General features: G+C 71.3%; 15 protein-coding genes. 5 read left to right on the forward strand and 10 right to left on the reverse strand.

The genetic code is table 11. The features are described 5' to 3' along the window. Nucleotides 1-30: 30 nt before the first annotated feature. Complete coding sequence (locus tag ABT336_RS04200) at nt 31-1,089, reverse strand: PhoH family protein (protein WP_350895027.1); 1,059 nt, start codon at nt 1,087-1,089, stop codon at nt 31-33. Between the two features lie 188 nt (nt 1,090-1,277). Next, complete coding sequence (locus tag ABT336_RS04205) at nt 1,278-1,628, reverse strand: histidine triad nucleotide-binding protein (RefSeq protein ID WP_350895028.1); 351 nt, start codon at nt 1,626-1,628, stop codon at nt 1,278-1,280. Between the two features lie 222 nt (nt 1,629-1,850). Here ABT336_RS04205 and ABT336_RS04210 point away from each other — a divergent pair, with 222 nt between their 5' ends. After that, nucleotides 1,851-2,609 carry an SDR family NAD(P)-dependent oxidoreductase gene (locus ABT336_RS04210; protein WP_350895029.1) on the forward strand — a complete coding sequence of 253 codons (759 nt, stop codon included), beginning with the start codon at nt 1,851-1,853 and terminating at the stop codon, nt 2,607-2,609. A gap of 10 nt (nt 2,610-2,619) precedes the next feature. Here ABT336_RS04210 and ppk2 read toward each other — a convergent pair whose 3' ends face one another. Genes ppk2 through hrcA form a run of 4 tightly spaced genes read right to left on the reverse strand, consistent with a single transcriptional unit; the run spans nt 2,620 to nt 6,537 of the window. Further along, nucleotides 2,620-3,531 (reverse strand): polyphosphate kinase 2, encoded by a 912-nt coding sequence (gene ppk2 / locus ABT336_RS04215; protein WP_350895030.1) that lies wholly within the window; start codon nt 3,529-3,531, stop codon nt 2,620-2,622. A gap of 51 nt (nt 3,532-3,582) precedes the next feature. Beyond that, nucleotides 3,583-4,317: a 16S rRNA (uracil(1498)-N(3))-methyltransferase gene (locus tag ABT336_RS04220; protein WP_350895031.1), complete on the reverse strand. Its 735-nt coding sequence runs from the start codon at nt 4,315-4,317 to the stop codon at nt 3,583-3,585. Between the two features lies 1 nt (nt 4,318). Beyond that, a complete protein-coding gene (gene dnaJ, locus ABT336_RS04225; protein WP_350895049.1) occupies nt 4,319-5,458 on the reverse strand; it encodes a molecular chaperone DnaJ in 1,140 nt (379 codons plus the stop codon). Nucleotides 5,459-5,514: 56 nt separating this feature from the next. Next, entirely contained in the window at nt 5,515-6,537 is a 1,023-nt protein-coding gene (gene hrcA / locus ABT336_RS04230) for a heat-inducible transcriptional repressor HrcA (RefSeq protein WP_350895032.1), read from the reverse strand. Nucleotides 6,538-6,744: 207 nt separating this feature from the next. Between hrcA and ABT336_RS04235 the strand changes: the two genes are divergently transcribed. Continuing rightward, the gene (locus tag ABT336_RS04235; RefSeq protein WP_350895033.1) at nt 6,745-7,479 is read left to right on the forward strand and encodes a DUF4870 domain-containing protein; all 735 of its coding nucleotides are present in this window, start codon (nt 6,745-6,747) and stop codon (nt 7,477-7,479) included. 24 nt (nt 7,480-7,503) lie between these two features. On the opposite strand, the gene hemW is transcribed toward ABT336_RS04235, so the two are convergent. Continuing rightward, nucleotides 7,504-8,733: a radical SAM family heme chaperone HemW gene (gene hemW / locus ABT336_RS04240; protein WP_350895034.1), complete on the reverse strand. Its 1,230-nt coding sequence runs from the start codon at nt 8,731-8,733 to the stop codon at nt 7,504-7,506. Between the two features lie 12 nt (nt 8,734-8,745). Here hemW and ABT336_RS04245 point away from each other — a divergent pair, with 12 nt between their 5' ends. The 3 genes from ABT336_RS04245 to ABT336_RS04255 all read left to right on the forward strand — a co-directional run bounded on the left by ABT336_RS04245 (nt 8,746) and on the right by ABT336_RS04255 (nt 11,712). Then, a complete protein-coding gene (locus ABT336_RS04245) occupies nt 8,746-9,543 on the forward strand; it encodes an enoyl-CoA hydratase-related protein (RefSeq protein WP_350895035.1) in 798 nt (265 codons plus the stop codon). A gap of 152 nt (nt 9,544-9,695) precedes the next feature. Beyond that, nucleotides 9,696-10,556, forward strand: a complete 861-nt coding sequence (locus tag ABT336_RS04250; protein ID WP_350895036.1) for a hypothetical protein — start codon at nt 9,696-9,698, stop codon at nt 10,554-10,556. Nucleotides 10,557-10,809: 253 nt separating this feature from the next. After that, nucleotides 10,810-11,712: a phytanoyl-CoA dioxygenase family protein gene (locus tag ABT336_RS04255; RefSeq protein WP_350895037.1), complete on the forward strand. Its 903-nt coding sequence runs from the start codon at nt 10,810-10,812 to the stop codon at nt 11,710-11,712. Nucleotides 11,713-11,824: 112 nt separating this feature from the next. Here ABT336_RS04255 and ABT336_RS04260 read toward each other — a convergent pair whose 3' ends face one another. From ABT336_RS04260 to lepA, 3 genes are all read right to left on the reverse strand, one after another. Continuing rightward, nucleotides 11,825-12,466: an MOSC domain-containing protein gene (locus ABT336_RS04260; RefSeq protein ID WP_350895038.1), complete on the reverse strand. Its 642-nt coding sequence runs from the start codon at nt 12,464-12,466 to the stop codon at nt 11,825-11,827. 72 nt (nt 12,467-12,538) lie between these two features. Further along, nucleotides 12,539-12,817: a GlsB/YeaQ/YmgE family stress response membrane protein gene (locus tag ABT336_RS04265; protein WP_350895039.1), complete on the reverse strand. Its 279-nt coding sequence runs from the start codon at nt 12,815-12,817 to the stop codon at nt 12,539-12,541. 207 nt (nt 12,818-13,024) lie between these two features. After that, nucleotides 13,025-14,902, reverse strand: coding sequence for a translation elongation factor 4 (gene lepA / locus ABT336_RS04270; RefSeq protein ID WP_350895040.1), 1,878 nt, complete (start codon nt 14,900-14,902; stop codon nt 13,025-13,027). Between the last annotated feature and the right edge of the window lie 101 nt (nt 14,903-15,003).

The raw sequence follows: 15,003 nt of genomic DNA on the forward strand, positions 1-15,003 counted from the left end.
TGGGAACGGCTCGGCGGACGTGCCGGCGCGTCAGCGGCGTCGGCCGGCCCGGCCGCCCTGGGCGGCCCGCCCCGGCACGGCCCGTACGGTCTGCGCCTGCTCGTTCTCCTGCTCGGCGTCCCACCTGGCGTACGCGTCGACGATCTCCCCGACCAGCCGGTGCCGGACCACGTCCGAGCTGGACAACTGGGCGAAGTGCACGTCCTCCACGGCGGACAGGATGTCCCGGACCACCCGCAGGCCGCTGGTGGTCCCGCCGGGCAGGTCGACCTGGGTGACGTCACCGGTGACCACGATCCGGGAGCCGAAGCCCAGCCGGGTGAGGAACATCTTCATCTGCTCGGGCGTGGTGTTCTGCGCCTCGTCCAGGATGATGAAGGCGTCGTTGAGCGTCCGGCCGCGCATGTAGGCCAGAGGGGCGACCTCGATCGTCCCCGCCGCCATCAGCTTCGGGATCGACTCGGGGTCGAGCATGTCGTGCAGGGCGTCGTAGAGCGGACGCAGGTAGGGGTCGATCTTCTCGTTGAGGGTGCCGGGCAGGAAGCCCAGCCGCTCACCGGCCTCGACCGCCGGCCGGGTCAGGATGATCCGGTTGACCTGCTTGGCCTGCAACGCCTGGACCGCCTTCGCCATGGCGAGGTAGGTCTTGCCGGTACCGGCCGGGCCGATGCCGAAGACGATGGTGTGCGAGTCGATGGAGTCGACGTACTGCTTCTGCCCCAGGGTCTTGGGGCGGATGGTGCGACCCCGCCGGGAGAGGATGTTGAGCGTCAGGACCTCGGCGGGCCGCTCGGAGCCGCCCTGCTCGAGCATGCCGACGGTACGCCGGACGGCGTCAGTGGTCAGGGTCTCGCCTTTCTCGATCAGTTCGAGCAGCTCACTGAAGAGACGCTCGGCGAGGGCGTTGTCGGCGGGTTCACCGGTGATGGTGATCTCGTTGCCGCGCACGTGCACGTCGCTGTCGACCGAGCGCTCGACCAGGCGCAGGATCTCGTCCCCCGCACCGAGCAGGTTGACCATGATCTTCGAGTCGGGGACCGTGATCCTGGTCTGTGCCCGAATCGGGCCGGGAGGTGGGGTACCGGTCATAGGTCGGGCCCAGCGGCCCTGCGCCACCTGCTCTCGAACTCTGCGTCGGCACTGCTGACCGACGGCGTACGAACGTTGTCTCCCATGGTATCGGGTCCACCCCGGTCGCACCTCGCCCATTTCCGCCGGGCACCCGGGTCGGTCGACGTCGCCCCGGGAGCCCGTCCGGCCGGACGTCCCACCAGGTCTCAGATGGCGAGCATCGGGCCGAGCGGGGTGCCGCCCAACACGTGCGCGTGGACGTGGAAGACCTCCTGGCCGCCGTACGCCCCGGTGTTGAACATCAGCCGGAACCCGTCGCCGAGCAGCCCCTCGTCCTCGGCCACCCGGGCGGCCGTGGCGAGCACCTCACCGGCGAGCGCCGGGTCGCCCTGGGCGAGCGTCGCCACGTCGGCGTAGTGCTCCTTCGGGATGACCAGCACGTGCACCGGGGCCTTCGGTGAGATGTCGCGGAAGGCCAGGGTCGTGTCGGTCTCCCGGACGATCGTGGCGGGGATCTCACCGGCCACGATCCGGCAGAACAGGCAGTCGTCGTCCATCCGGGCATGCTAAGCCGTCCGACCCACCGGGGCTCGCCCGTGGTGCCGGGCGGCCCGGATCGTGGCGCGGCGGTCGGCCCGGATCGTGGTGTGACGGACGGCCCGGGTCGAGGCGCGGCGGTCGGCCCGGATCGTGGTGTGACGGACGGCCCGGGTCGAGACGCGGCGGGTGGGTCGGGGGCGGTCCGGGCAGCTCGGCGGGGCAGCGGGCATGATGTCGGCGTGACTTCACGAGCGGTACTGGTGACCGGGGCGTCGCGGGGTGTCGGGCGGGCGGTGGCCGAGGCCTTCGCGGCCGGCGGTGACCGGGTCGCGGTCCACCACCGGGACTCCGCCGACCTCGCCGAGCAGCTCCGGGCCGACCTGCCCGGCGACGGCCACGTCGTGGTCCAGGCCGACCTGGCGGACTCGGACGCGGTACGGATCATGGTGGATCGGGCCGCCGACCTGCTCGGAGGGTTGGACGTGCTGGTCAACAACGCCGGGGTGTTCGGCCCCGCCGACCCGCCGCACCCGGTGTTCGACGACGACTACGACGCCTGGCGACAGCGGTGGCGGCAGCTCGTCGACACCAACCTGATCGGTGCGGCCAACGCCGCCTGGTGCGCCGCCCAGCACATGCGTGACAGGGGTGGCCGGATCGTCAACGTCTCGTCCCGGGGGGCGTTCCGGGGAGAGCCGACCAACCCGGCGTACGGGGCGAGCAAGGCGGGGCTCAACGCGATGGGTCAGTCCCTGGCGGTGGCGTTGGCCCCGTACGGGATCGCCGTGGCCACCGTCGCCCCCGGGTTCGTGGCCACCGACATGACCAACGAGCACCTGAAGGCCCCGCGCGGCGACGCGGTACGCGCACAGAGCCCCTTCAACCGGGTCGCCCAGCCTGCGGAGATCGCCGCCGCAGTGCACTGGCTGGCCTCCCCGCAGGCCGAGTGGGCCTCCGGCACCGTCGTGGACCTCAACGGCGCCTCCTACCTGCGCTGAAAGGTGGCGGTCACAGCCGGGGGAAGACGTGGACCGGCTGGTCGTCGGGGCGCAGGTCCAGACCGGCCGGGCCCACGACCATCGGGTCCGGTGCTCCGACCACCTCGGGATCCTTCTCGGCGTACCCGAAGCGGTGCAGGACGTGGCGCATCGCCTCCAGTCGGGCCCGCTTCTTGTCGTTGCTCTTCACCACGGTCCACGGCGCGTCGGCGGTGTCGGTGTAGAAGAACATCGCCTCCTTGGCCTCGGTGTACTCGTCCCACTTGTCCAGGGATGCGATGTCCATCGGGGAGAGCTTCCACTGGCGTACCGGGTCGACCTGCCGGATCGCGAACCGGGTCCGCTGCTCGTTCTGGGACACCGAGAACCAGAACTTGACCAGCCTGATCCCCGAGCGGGTGAGCATCCGCTCCAGCTCGGGGGCCTGACGGAGGAACTCCAGGTACTCCTTGCGGGTGCAGAAGCCCATCACCCGTTCCACCCCGGCCCGGTTGTACCAGGAACGGTCGAACAGCACGATCTCGCCCGCCGCCGGCAGGTGGTCGATCCACCGCTGGAAGTACCACTGGGTGGACTCCCGCTCGTTCGGCTTGGTCAGCGCGATGACCTTGGCCCCGTCCGGGTTGAGGTGTTCCATGAAGCGCTTGATGGTGCCGCCCTTGCCGGCCGCGTCCCGCCCCTCGAAGAGGATCACCAGTCGCTCGCCCGACTCCTTGATCCACTCTTGGAGCTTGAGCAACTCGATCTGGAGCAGCCGCTTGTCCCGGTCGTACTCGTCGCGCTCCATCCGGTGGTCGTACGGATAGTCCTCGCGCCAGGTCTCCACCGGGCTGCCGTCGTGGCGCAGCAGAACGGGGTCGTCGTCGTGGCCGTCAGCCACCCGGTAGTCGTCGGCGAGGTCCAGCAGCGAGATGTCGGCCATGTCGATGTGTCTTACCCCGAACCGACAGTCCAACCACCCGGCCCGGGCGGGTCACCAACGGGCGAGTCGGGTGGCGAGGACGGCGAGGGCGGCCACCCCGGCGGTGGAGGTACGCAGCACCGTCGGGCCGAGGCGTACCGGCCGGGCACCGGCCTCGGTGAACGTCGTCAGCTCCGGCTCGCTCACCCCGCCCTCGGGGCCGACGACCAGCACGATCTCACCTGTCTCGGGCAGCTCGGCGGTGCTCAGCCGCTCCTGGGCACCCTCGTGCAGGACGAAGGCGGCGGCGGCTCCGGCCACCCGCCGAGCCACTGTCGACGTCGACTCGTCGGGCGCCCCGGCCACCACCGGCAGCCACGCCCGGCGGGCCTGCTTGGCCGCCTCCCGGGCGGTGGCCACCCACTTCTGTCGGGCCCGTACGCCCCGCTCCCCGCGCCACTGCACCACGGAGCGGGACGCCGCCCAGGGCACGATCTCGTCCACCCCGGTCTCGGTCATCGCCTGGACGGCCAGCTCACCCCGGTCGCCCTTGGCGATGCCCTGCACCACCACCAGCCGGGGGACGTCGGCGTCGACGTACCCCCGGGAGGTGACCTCGATCTCCAGGCTGCCCCGGCCGACGAGGGTGACCACCGCGGCGGCGGTCCCGCCCCGGCCGTCGGCGAGCAGCAGCTCCTCGCCGACCCGCAGCCGTTGGACGGTGGCCGCGTGGTGCCCCTCCGGGCCGTCCAGGGTGAGCACGTCCCCGGTCGGCAGCGCGTCGACCAGGAACAGCGGTGCCGACACGTCAGGCGTGCCCGTTGAACGCGTCGCGCATCCGGGAGAAGAAGCCGCCCTGCTTGCTCAGCTCGGCGACCTCCTCGCCCCGGGTCTTGGCGAAGTCGCGCAGCATCCGCTCCTGGTCGGCGTCGAGCTTGGTCGGGGTCCGTACGTCCAGGTGGACGTAGAGGTCACCCCGGCCGGTGCCGCGCAGGTGCGGTACGCCCCGGGCCCGCAGGCGCAGGGTGCTGCCCGGCTGGGTGCCGGCCTTGACGTCGACGGCCTCCTCGCTGTCGAGCGTCTTGATGGTCAGCCGGGTGCCGAGGGCGGCGGCGGTCATCGGCACCGTCACCCGGCAGTGCAGGTCGTCGCCCTTGCGGGAGTAGACGTCGTGCGGCCGTTCGTGGATCTCGACGTACAGGTCGCCGGGGGTGCCGCCGCCCGGGCCGACCTCGCCCTGCTGGGCCAGCCGGATCCGCATGCCGTCCTCGACCCCGGCAGGGATCTTGACGGTGAGCGACCGGCGGGTCCGGACCCGCCCGTCACCGGCGCAGGTGGGGCAGGGGTGCGGGATGGTGGTGCCGTACCCCTGGCAGACGGTGCAGGGCCGGGCGGAGACCACCTGACCGAGGAAGGTCCGCTGCACCGACTGCACCTCGCCCCGACCACCGCACGCCTCGCAGGTGTCCAGGTGGGTGCCGGCGGCGGTGGCCGCCCCGGAGCAGGTGGTGCAGAGCACCGCGGTGTCGACGGTGATCGGGGCCTCCACCCCGAAGGCCGTCTCGTGCAGGTCGAGCTCCAGCCGCAGGATCGCGTCGGCACCCGGACGGGTACGCGGTCGCGGCCCTCGGGTCGCGCCACCGGCACCACCGAAGAAGGCGTCCATGATGTCCTGGAACCCGGCGAACGGACCGGCTCCCGGCCCACCCGGGCCGGCGCCCCCGCCGCCCGGAGCCAGCGGGTCCCCGCCCAGGTCGACGATCTGCCGTTTCCGGTCGTCCGAGAGGACCTCGTACGCGGCGTTGATGTCCTTGAACTTCTCCTGGGCCTCCGGATCCGGATTGACGTCCGGATGGAACTGCCGCGCCAGCTTGCGGTAGGCGCGCTTGATCTCGTCGTCGGAGGCTTCCCGGCTCACGCCGAGGATGCCATAGTAGTCCCTGGCCACTGCGTCCCGTGTCCTCATGTTCGTCTCGCTCTGCGCCGATCGTCGGCCCGACTGGATCAGTTCTGGGCCAGCAACTCGCCCACGTAGCGTGCCACGGCTCGTACCGTGGCGATGGTCCCGGGGTAGTCCATCCGGGTCGGCCCCAGCACACCGAGCCCACCCACGATGGTGGCACCCGGCCCGTAGCCGGTGCTGACCACGGAGGCGGCCCGGAGATTGTCTACTTCGTTCTCGTCGCCGATCAGCACCCGGGTGGTGCTCGGCTCGGCCTCACCGATGAGCTTGAGCAGGACGACCTCCTCCTCGAGCGCCTCCAGGATCGGCCGCAGCGACCCCTGGAAGTCGAGCAGGCCGCCCCGGGTGAGGTTGGCGGTGCCGGCCAGCGCAAGCCGCTCCTCGTGGCGCTCGACCAACGTCTCCAGCAGCACGGTGGAGAGGGTGGTCATGGCCGGCCGCAGCTGCGTCGGTGCCTCGTCGACGAGCACCTGGACCAGCGGCGGGGTCTCCGACAGCCTGGTCCCGACGAGCTTCTCGTTCATCAGCCGACGCAGGTCGGTGACGTCGTCGGCGGGGACCGGGGCGGGCAGCTCGACGAGCCGTTGCTCCACCCGCCCGGTGTCGGCGATCATCACCAGCATCAGCCGGGTGGTCGAGATCGGCACCAGCTCCAGGTGCCGGACCGAGGAGCGGGCCAGGCTCGGATACTGCACCACCGCCACCTGCCGGGTCAGCTGGGCCAGCAGCCGCACGGTGCGGTGCACCACGTCGTCGAGGTCGACAGCGCCCATCAGGAACCGCTCGATGGCCCGCCGCTCGGCCGGACTCAGCGGCTTGACCCGGGACAACCTGTCGACGAAGAGACGGTATCCCCGGTCGGTGGGGACCCGGCCGGCGCTGGTGTGCGGCTGCCGGATGTAGCCCTCCTCCTCCAGGACCGCCATGTCGTTGCGGACCGTGGCCGGGGAGACCCCGAGCTGGTGCCGCTCGACCAGGGCCCGGCTGCCGACCGGCTCCTGAGTGGCGACGTAGTCCTCGACGATCGCGCGCAGTACGGCGAGTTTGCGGTCGTCGAGACCCATCTCCCACCTCCCGTCCCGCGCCGGTCGACCTCGACCGCGTCGCGCCCTGGCACTCGACTGTAGCGAGTGCCAGTCTACGTCCGCTGCCCCCACCGGCGCGATGATCAGTGACGGACCACCCGTACGTCGATGTCCGGGTGGAGCCCGGCGTCGGGCGGGCCGGTGTTGCGCTGGTGAAGGTTGCCAGGTGGGCCTACCGTGTCCGTCATGACCGAACCGCCCCGCCCGCCCGGATCGGGCGATCCCGGCCGTCCGGCACCGGACCCGACGGCTCCGCTGCCCCCCACCCCACCTTTCTCTGCGGCCGAGCCGCCACCCTCGACGGGGTCGGCCGGTCACGAACAATCCACGGCACCACTGTCCGGGACGTCCGGTCCCGGTGGGTACCCCCCACCCGGTGGGTTCGGTTCACCGGAGCAGCCGGACTCCGGCGGCGGATACCCACCACCGGGTCCCCCGCCCGGCGGCTATCCCCCACCCGGCGGGTCGTACCCACCCGGTGGCGGCTACGACCCGGGCGCGCCCGGCGGCTACGGCACCGGCCCGGCCGGCTACGGCCCCCCGCCGCCCGGCTACGGCCCCCCGTCGGGTCTGAGCAGCGACGACAAGACCTGGTCGCTGATCGCCCACTTCGGCGGGGCGGCGGGCGTCGTGGTCGGCGGTGGTCTGCTCGGCTGGGTGGCCCCACTGGTCGCGATGATGGTCCGGGGACCGCAGTCGGCCACCGCCCGGGCGCACGCCGTGGCCGCGCTGAACTTCCAGCTCACCTGGGTGATCGCGCTCGCGGTGAGCATCGTGCTGGCCATCATCACCTGCGGCCTGCTCGGCTTCCTGCCCTTCGTGGTCGGCCTGGTCCCGCTGGTCTTCGGGATCATCGGCGGGCTCAAGGCCAACGAGGGCCAGCTGTACCGCTACCCGATGACGTTCACCTTCGTGAAGTGACCCACAGCGTCGTCCGCGACCGGCTCACGGCAGCAGGTCGCGGACGACGGCGTCGGCCAACAACCGCCCCCGCAGGGTGAGCACGGCCCGACCGGCGGCGAACCGGGACGCGTCGAGCAGCCCTGCGGCCAGAGCCCGGTCGGCACCGGCCCGACCGGCCTCGTCGAGGGTCTCCAGCGGCAGACCTTCGGCGAGGCGGAGCCGGAGCATCACGTCCTCCATGTGCGCCTCGGCCGAGGTGAGCACCTCCCGGGCCTGCCCCGGGGAGGCGCCCTCGGCGAGCCGCCGGGCGTACGCGGTGGGATGCTTGACGTTCCACCAGCGGACCCCGCCGACGTGGCTGTGTGCCCCCGGCCCCAGGCCCCACCAGTCCCCGCCGGTCCAGTAGAGCAGGTTGTGCCGACACCGGGCGGCCGGCGTACGGGCCCAGTTGGAGACCTCGTACCAGGAGAAACCGGCCGCACCGAGGGCGGCGTCGGCGGCCAGGTAACGGTCCGCCGCGACGTCGTCGGAGGGGTACGGCAGCTCACCCCGCCGCATCCGGGTGGCGAGTCGGGTGCCGTCCTCCACGATCAGGGCGTACGCGCTGACGTGGTCCACGCCGGCGGCCACCACCTCGTCGAGGCTGGCCGCGAAGTCCTCCGCCCGCTCCCCCGGGGTGCCGTAGATCAGGTCCAGGTTGACGTGGTCGAACCCGGCGTCGCGGGCCTCCAGGGCGGCGGCGGTGGCCCGGCCGGCGCTGTGCCGCCGGTCGAGGACGGCCAGCACCCCGGCAGCGGCGGACTGCATGCCCAGTGAGATCCGGGTGTAGCCGGCCGCCCGGAGGGTCTTCAACGAGGCGGGGGTGACCGACTCGGGGTTGGCCTCGGTGGTCACCTCGGCGTCGGCGGCGAGCCCCCACGTGCGGTCGACTGCATCGAGCAACCGGGCCAGGTCGTCGGCGGGCAGCAGGGTCGGGGTCCCGCCACCGACGAAGACGGTGTCCACCCGGGGTGGCGGGGAGTCGCCGAGCACCCGCCGCGCCAGCTCCACCTCGGCCAGCACCGTGTCGGCGTAACCGTCCCGGCTCCCACCGCCCCCCAGCTCGGCGGCGGTGTAGGTGTTGAAGTCGCAGTACCCGCAGCGGCTGGCGCAGAACGGGACGTGGAGGTACACCCCGAACCCGCGCGCACCGACGGCGGCGGTGGCGGTGTCGGGGAGGGTTCCGTCTACCGGAACGGTTTCGCCATCTGGGAGGAGACCGGGCACAGCCACTAGTGTGCCCGCATGAGCTCTCCCGACCCTCTGGTGCGGGTCGCCACGTCCCGTGGGGTGACCACCCTCACGCTGGACAGCCCGCCCACCCGCAACGCCCTCTCCACGCCGCTGATGACCCAGCTGCTGGCCGGGCTGGACGACGCCGTCTCCGACGACACCGTCCGGGTGGTGGTGCTCGACCACACCGGCCCGGTCTTCTGCTCCGGCGCCGACCTCAAGGAGACCGCTGCCGCCTCCGCAGCGGGGACCGTACCGGCCGGGCGGCTCGGCGACCTCCTGGCCGCCGTCCGGGAGTGCCCGAAGCCTGTGGTGGCCCGGGTCGCCGGACCGGCCCGCGCCGGGGGGCTGGGCCTGATCGCCGCCGCCGACCTGGCGATCTGCGCCGAGGAGGCCACCTTCGCCTTCACCGAGGTCCGGATCGGGGTGATCCCGGCGGTGATCTCCGCGACGGTGCTGCCCCGGCTGGCCCCCCGTGCCGCCGCCGAGCTGTACCTGACCGGGGACACCTTCGACGGCCGGCGGGCCGCCGAGATCGGCCTGGTCACCGCCGCCGTCCCGGCCGGGGAGCTGGACGCGACTGTGGCCCGGTTCTGCGCCTCGCTGGTCCGTGGGGCACCCGGGGCGCTGGCCGGCACGAAGCAGCTGCTGTCCCGACCGGCCCCGGCCGACCTGCGGGCCGACCTGACCACCCTCTCCGAGCTGTCGACCGGTTACTTCCTCTCCGCCGAGGGGCGCGAGGGGGTGCGGGCCTTCCGGGAGAAGCGGGATGCGAGCTGGGTTCCCGCCTCGACCGGTCCATCGGCCTGACCGGTCCATCGGCCTGATCGGGGGGCGACGTTTCCGGCAGCCCAACGGCGGGAACCCAGATACCACGACATGCACACGGAACGTGACGATCCGGTTGAACAGGCGGTTCCTCGGTCACGGCGACGTACTCTTGTCGAACTGTCGAACAGGGGGTGCGGGTGCGAACTCGGGCAGTCGTGGCAAGCGGAGTCGTCCTGGCCGTCGTCGCCGTACTCGGGATCTGGTTCGTCGCCCGTCAGGTCGGGCAGATGCGGGTCACGTTCGCGGGCCGCAGCTGCACGGTCCAGGCAGACGGACAGGTCGGTCTCGACTCGCAGCAGATGGCGAACGCCGCCACCATCGCCGCGATCGGCGCCCAGCGCGGGATGCCGGAGCGCGCCGTGGTGATCGCGCTGGCCACCGCCTACCAGGAGTCCAGCCTGCGCAACCTGACCGGCGGGGACCGGGACTCGGTGGGCCTGTTCCAGCAGCGTCCCAGCCAGGGTTGGGGCACCCCGACCGAGATCCAGGACCCCCGGTACGCGGCCCGGCGGTTCTACGCAGCGCTGAAGAAGGTCAGGGGCTGGGAGGAGATGCGGGTCACCGACGCCGCCCAGGCCGTCCAACGGTCGGCCTTCCCCGAGGCGTACGAGAAGTGGGCCGGCGACTCGGAGGTGCTCACCCGCGCCCTGCTGGGCGAGGCGACCGGGGCGGTCTCCTGCACCACCGGCACCGAGCCGGTGATGCGGGGTCAGGCCGCGGCGGCGGCGCTCACCGAGGGGCTCAACCTCGACTGGGGACTGCCCGGCACCGAGTCCCCGGCCGACCTGACCGGGCTCGCCGTGCCGGCCGGCGACGAGCGCGACGGCTGGCGGTACGCGCACTGGCTGGTCGCGCACGCAAACGACCACGGGGTGAAGCGGGTCCGCTTCGCCGGCCTGGAGTGGACAGCGAAGCAGGGCGGGTGGAAGACCGTGGACGACGGCGGCGACGCCGCGGGTCGGGTCCTCGCCGAGGTGTTCGGCGACGTCTGATTCCCCCTCGTCCGGGGTTCCGCAGCACCCGCACAACCGCGCACACCCGACACCTGGCGCACAGGTTGCATTTCGGTTCTCCCCGCCCTTGCCGCAGTTTTGGCCCCTCACCTACCGCAGCCGAGAGATCGCCGCTGGTCAGTGGCGGATTCGGTAGGGGACCTACGGCCCTTGGTCCGCTCTCGCCACCGCGAGTTACGATCGGCGGCCTGTGCCAGAAAAGGTTTCACCTCATGGGGAGGGGTACGACGAGGTGTTCGATTACGAGGGCCGGACCGGCTACGAACCGATCAGCGACACCGACCGCAAGGAGTTCCACGAGCAGGGCTTCCTGCTCCTGCGCAACGTGCTGACGGAGGACCACCGGGCCGCTCTGGAAGAGGCCGTCGACCGGGTCTACGCCGAGGAGAAGTCCAAGGGCAACACGACCAAGGACGGCACCCTGCACCTGCTGGGCTTCCTGGAGCGCGACGAGCTCTTCGGCGGGCTGCTCACCCACCCGATCGCCTTCCCCTACATGTGGGGTCTGGCCGGCTGGAACATCTACACCCACCACAACCACCTGGACGTCACCCCACCGGCGGCGGAGCCGGAGAAGCCGTACTGGGGTTGGCACCAGGACGGGTACCGGCAGAACTCCGACCCGGAGACGATGGACCCGAACCTGCCCCGGCCGATGTTCTCGCTGAAGGTCGCGTACGTCCTGTCCGACCTCTCGGAGACCGGTCGGGGAGCCACCAAGGTCATCCCCGGCAGTCACCTGTGGAACTCGCTGCCCCGCCCCGACGACCTGGCCGTGCACAACCCGGACCCGGAGGGCACGGTGGAGATCACCGCGAACCCGGGTGACGCGTTCATCTTCGACCGTCGACAGTGGCACTCCCGCTCGACGAACCTGTCGAACGTGACCCGCAAGATGCTCTTCGTCGGCTACACCTACCGGTGGATCCGCCCCCTCGACGAGCTGCACATCGACGCCGAGGGCGAGTGGTGGGCCAACCGGTCGCCGGTGCAGCGTCAGCTCTGCGGCGAGGGTACGCACACCGCGAACTACTGGGGCATCAACTGGAACGGGTACGTCGACGACGAGATCCCGCTGCGCAAGGAGCTCAAGGAGCGCGGTCTGCTCGACCGCAGCGTCCCCTGGCTGCGCTGATCCGATGAGAAGGGGCCCCTGCCAGTCGCGTCCTGCGACGGCAGGGGCCCCTTCTTCGCAGGTGGCGGAGGTCGCCGCCGACGGTCAGCCCGGACGACACCGGTGACAACGGTCAGCCCGGACGGCCCAGGCGACGACGGACCTTCGCCGCTACCGAGTCGGGCAGTTCCGGGGCGTCGAGCAGCCGGGGCAGCAGCTCCGGCTCACCACTGACGGCCCGGAACACCTCCCCGACTGTCACCCCGTGGTCGGGGCGGGCCACGACCTGCACCCGGTCACCCGCGCCGACCTCACCCTCGCGCAGCACCCGCAGGTACGCGCCCGGAGTGGCCCGTGCGGTGAACCGCTTGATCAGATCCGGCACCCCCCAGAACCCGGCGAAGGTGCGGCACGGCGTACGCGGCTTGGTGACCTGCAGCAGCGCGGAGCCGATCAGCCACTGCTCACCGATCACCGCCCCGGTCACGTCGACCGAGGAGGTGGTGAGGTTCTCCCCGAAGCAGCCGGGCGTCAGGTCCCGGCCGAGGTCGGCCGACCACCAGGCGGCGTCCTCCTCGGCGTAGGCGTACACCGCCTGCTCGGGGCCGCCGTGGTGGGCCCGCTCGCCGATGAAGTCCCCGATCACGCCCTCGGTGTGCAGCGCCACCCGCCCGTCGGCCGGCCGCTTGTCGATGCCGGTACGGCCACTGGCGTCCCCCGCCCACGCCGCCTCGGTCACCACCGCGAGGTTCACCGCCACCAGTGTGCCCGTCATGAGGGCCAGCCTAACGGCACGCCGAAGGGCGCCCGACCGGTCCGGTCGGGCGCCCTTCGGCGTTACCACTACTTACCGGGTGACCCCGCGACGACGACCGCCGACACCGGCGACCAGCGCCACCGCGGCAGCGGCGAGCAGGACCTGGACCACGAACTCACCCAGGTTGAAAGCGCTACCGGTGGCCAGGCCGAGTGCCCGGGCGAGCACGGTGCCCAGAAGTGCGGCACCGACACCGATGAGCATGTGCAGCCAGATCGGCATGTTCTGGCGGCCCGGGACGACCAACCGGCCCAGCGCACCAACGATCAGGCCGACGATGAGCGCGGTGATGATTCCGATGACGGTCACGGCCGTTCTCCTTCAGTATTCGGGGGTCGCTTGCTGTCGTGACCCCACAGTTCCCGACCCATCGAAAACTCAAACCGATGTCTGACACGGAAGTGACCGGGAACCCATCGACCCGGCCCGTGCTCGTGGTTGGACACGCGACGACCGGGGTCACCCCCTCGGTGAGGGCGACCCCGGCCGGTCGGACTCGTCATCGACCCGGGAGGGTCACTTCTTGCCGCTGGACTTCTGGTCGCCGCCGTCGGAGGAGAGGGCGGCGATGAATGCCTCCTGGGGCACCTCCACCCGGCCCACCATCTTCATCCGCTTCTTGCCCTCCTTCTGCTTCTCCAGCAGCTTGCGCTTACGGCTGATGTCACCGCCGTAGCACTTGGCGAGCACGTCCTTGCGGATCGCCCGGATGGTCTCCCGGGCGATCACCCGGCTGCCGATGGCGGCCTGGATCGGCACCTCGAACTGCTGGCGCGGAATGAGGCTGCGCAGCTTCGCGGCGATCGTGGTCCCGTAGGTGTACGCCTTGTCCTTGTGGACGATGGCGCTGAACGCGTCGACCGGGTCGCCGTGCAGGAGGATGTCCACCTTCACCAGGTCGGAGGACTGCTCGCCGGAGGGCTCGTAGTCGAGTGAGGCGTACCCCTTGGTACGGCTCTTGAGCTGGTCGAAGAAGTCGAAGATGATCTCCGCCAGTGGCAGGGTGTACCGCAGCTCGACCCGGTCGGCGGAGAGGTAGTCCATGCCGAGCAGGCTGCCCCGCCGACCCTGGCAGAGCTCCATCACCGCGCCCACGTAGTCGTTGGGGGTGAGGACGGTGGCCCGGACCACCGGCTCGTACACCTCGGCGATCTTGCCGGTCGGGTACTCGCTGGGGTTGGTGACGGTGATCTCCTCACCGTCCTCGGTGATGGCCCGGTAGACCACGTTCGGCGCGGTCGAGATCAGGTCGAGGTTGAACTCCCGCTCCAGCCGCTCCCGGATGATCTCCAGGTGCAGGAGGCCGAGGAAGCCGCAGCGGAAACCGAAGCCGAGCGCACCTGAGGTCTCCGGCTCGTAGGTCAGGGCGGCGTCGTTGAGCTTGAGCTTGTCGAGGGCGTCCCGCAGGTTCGGGTAGTCGGAGCCGTCGATCGGGTACAGCCCCGAGTAGACCATCGGCTTCGGGTCCTTGTACCCGCCCAGGGCCTCGGTGGCGGGTCGGGTGTTGATGGTGATCGTGTCACCGACCCGGGACTGCCGGACGTCCTTCACCCCGGTGATCAGGTAACCCACCTCGCCGACACCGAGCGCGTCGGCCTTCACCATCTCCGGCGAGATCACCCCGATCTCCAGCAGCTCGTGCACCGCCCCGGTGGACATCATCTTGATCCGGTCCCGGGCGCTGATGTGCCCGTCGACCACCCGGACGTAGGTGACCACGCCCCGGTACACGTCGTAGACCGAGTCGAAGATCATCGCCCGGGCCGAGGCCTCCGCCTCGCCGACCGGCGGGACGAACTGCCTGACGATCTCGTCCAGCAGGTACGGGACGCCGTCCCCGGTCTTGCCCGAGACCCGGATGCAGTCGGCCGGGTCACCGCCGATCAGGTGGGCCAACTCCTCGGCGTACTTCTCCGGCTGGGCGGCCGGGAGGTCGATCTTGTTGAGCACCGGGATCACGTGCAGGTCGTTCTCCATCGCCAGATAGAGATTCGCCAGGGTCTGCGCCTCGATCCCCTGCGCCGCGTCGACGAGCAGGACAGCACCCTCGCAGGCCGCCAACGACCGGGACACCTCGTAGGTGAAGTCGACGTGCCCAGGGGTGTCGATCATGTTGAGCACCGCCGTCTCACCGGCCCGGTCGCCCTCCCGGATGGTCCACGGCATCCGGACCGCCTGGCTCTTGATGGTGATGCCGCGCTCGCGCTCGATGTCCATTCGGTCGAGATACTGGGCGCGCATCTGCCGGGGGTCGACCACACCGGTGAGCTGCAACATCCGGTCGGCCAGGGTCGACTTTCCGTGGTCGATGTGGGCGATGATGCAGAAGTTCCGGATGCGCCCCGGGTCGGTGGCACCAGGAGCGTTCGCGCCGGAATCGAGCTTCGGTGGCACAGCGGTCCGTTCTGGTCGGCTGACGTGATCGGGCCGGCGTACACCGGCCTCCCCCTATGCTCCCATGCTCCGGCGGGCGTGGTCGGAGCGCTCCGACCACG

The sequence above is a fragment of the Micromonospora sp. NPDC000207 genome, from assembly GCF_040300925.1.
Taxonomy (GTDB): domain Bacteria; phylum Actinomycetota; class Actinomycetes; order Mycobacteriales; family Micromonosporaceae; genus Micromonospora.

Coding starts and splice junctions, on each gene's coding strand:
- ABT336_RS04235 (WP_350895033.1), top strand. CDS start 6,745: ATGACCGAACCGCCCCGCCCGCCCGGATCGGGCGATCCCGGCCGTCCG.
- hrcA (WP_350895032.1), bottom strand. CDS start 6,537: ATGGGTCTCGACGACCGCAAACTCGCCGTACTGCGCGCGATCGTCGAG.
- ABT336_RS04200 (WP_350895027.1), bottom strand. CDS start 1,089: ATGACCGGTACCCCACCTCCCGGCCCGATTCGGGCACAGACCAGGATC.
- ABT336_RS04245 (WP_350895035.1), top strand. CDS start 8,746: ATGAGCTCTCCCGACCCTCTGGTGCGGGTCGCCACGTCCCGTGGGGTG.
- ABT336_RS04260 (WP_350895038.1), bottom strand. CDS start 12,466: ATGACGGGCACACTGGTGGCGGTGAACCTCGCGGTGGTGACCGAGGCG.
- ppk2 (WP_350895030.1), bottom strand. CDS start 3,531: ATGGCCGACATCTCGCTGCTGGACCTCGCCGACGACTACCGGGTGGCT.
- ABT336_RS04205 (WP_350895028.1), bottom strand. CDS start 1,628: ATGGACGACGACTGCCTGTTCTGCCGGATCGTGGCCGGTGAGATCCCC.